This is a genomic window from Nitrospirota bacterium (assembly GCA_016219645.1).
GTDB lineage: Bacteria > Nitrospirota > Nitrospiria > Nitrospirales > Nitrospiraceae > Palsa-1315.
The window spans coordinates 1-1,231 of sequence record JACRLR010000051.1 but is presented as its reverse complement, the minus strand read 5'-3'; the positions used below and the strand labels follow the sequence as shown (position 1 = coordinate 1,231).

Genomic DNA, 1,231 nt, shown 5'->3' with positions numbered 1-1,231 from the left:
GTGATGACGGGATGGCGAGGTCCGGTTGGATGAGGCCGCTGCTGAACGTCTTGACCATCGCGCTGGCCACGAACGCCGCAGTGGCCGCTCCGATCATCGTCCACAACGTTCCCCAAGCGATGGCAGTCCGATAGCTCGTGATGCCGCTGCCTACCAGCGTCGCGATAGCCTTCGACACGTCATTCGTGCCATTGGCAAAGGCCAGGACAAGGACCAGCGAGAATGTGAGGACGGAGAGTTCCATGGTGAGCCGCCTTACGTGACAGATCCACCACAAGATGAACCAGAACCGGCCGTGCACCCGAAGCAATGGTTGCGCGTGACGATCTGTCGATGATGGAGTTGAGCAGGATCGAAGTCGTGAATATGCGACGGCGCTCCGTGATCAACCGGGAGTTCGAGCATCTGGTTGAAGTCACAGTCGTAGAGTCTGCCGTCCCATCCGACGGACAGTGTGTACCGGCACATGACGCCGGCGGCTGCAGCCGGGGTGAACGCATTGGCTAGGCGCGTCATGTACTGATCATAGTTGCCGCTTTCGATGAGGAACTCCAGGAACCGGCTGATCGGCATATTGGTGATTGTGTAGAGCCGGTTGAACTCGATGCCGTGCCGGGTGCGCAGTTCTTTCTTGAACTGGGCCTCGATCGCCTCCTGTTTTGGGGGTAGAAACGCCCCAACGGGATTGTAGACAAGATTCAAGACCAACCCACTGTCGGGTCGTCCATAGCCGAATCGGTTCAAGAGACGAAGTGCCTCCATCGATTTCTCAAAGATGCCGTCGCCTCGTTGTGCATCGGTTTGGCTGGCACGGTACGACGGAAGCGAGGCGATGATTTCCACCTGGTAGTGAGCCAGGAATTCCGCGAGATCCGCCTGGGAAGGAAGCAGCAACACGGACAGATTGCAGCGATCCATCACATGCCGGCCAAGTCCGCGGGACTGTTCGACGAGCCAGCGAAAATGGGGATTCAGCTCCGGCGCGCCGCCTGTTATATCCACTGTGGGAATATCCGTCTTGGCTAGAGCGGTGATACATTGTTCAGCCGTTTCCAAGGACATCGTTTCGGGACGATCCGGTCCGGCATCTACGTGGCAATGGCGGCAGGTCTGGTTACAGAGCTTACCGACGTTGATTTGGAAGACCGTGATGCCGCTCGCACGCAGAGGGCAAACTCCAGCTTGGGTGAGTCGCAGGGCGAACGATGAAGAACCACTCGGTTGATCAAGG

At 58.0% G+C, this 1,231-nt stretch carries 2 protein-coding genes; both read right to left on the bottom strand.

The features are described 5' to 3' along the window. Positions 1 to 244: inorganic phosphate transporter (locus HZB34_14995; protein ID MBI5317265.1), on the bottom strand; the 244-nt coding region annotated here is incomplete at its 3' end. Between the two features lie 11 nt (positions 245 to 255). Beyond that, on the bottom strand, positions 256 to 1,231 hold a 976-nt coding region (gene arsS / locus HZB34_14990; protein ID MBI5317264.1), incomplete at its 5' end, for an arsenosugar biosynthesis radical SAM protein ArsS.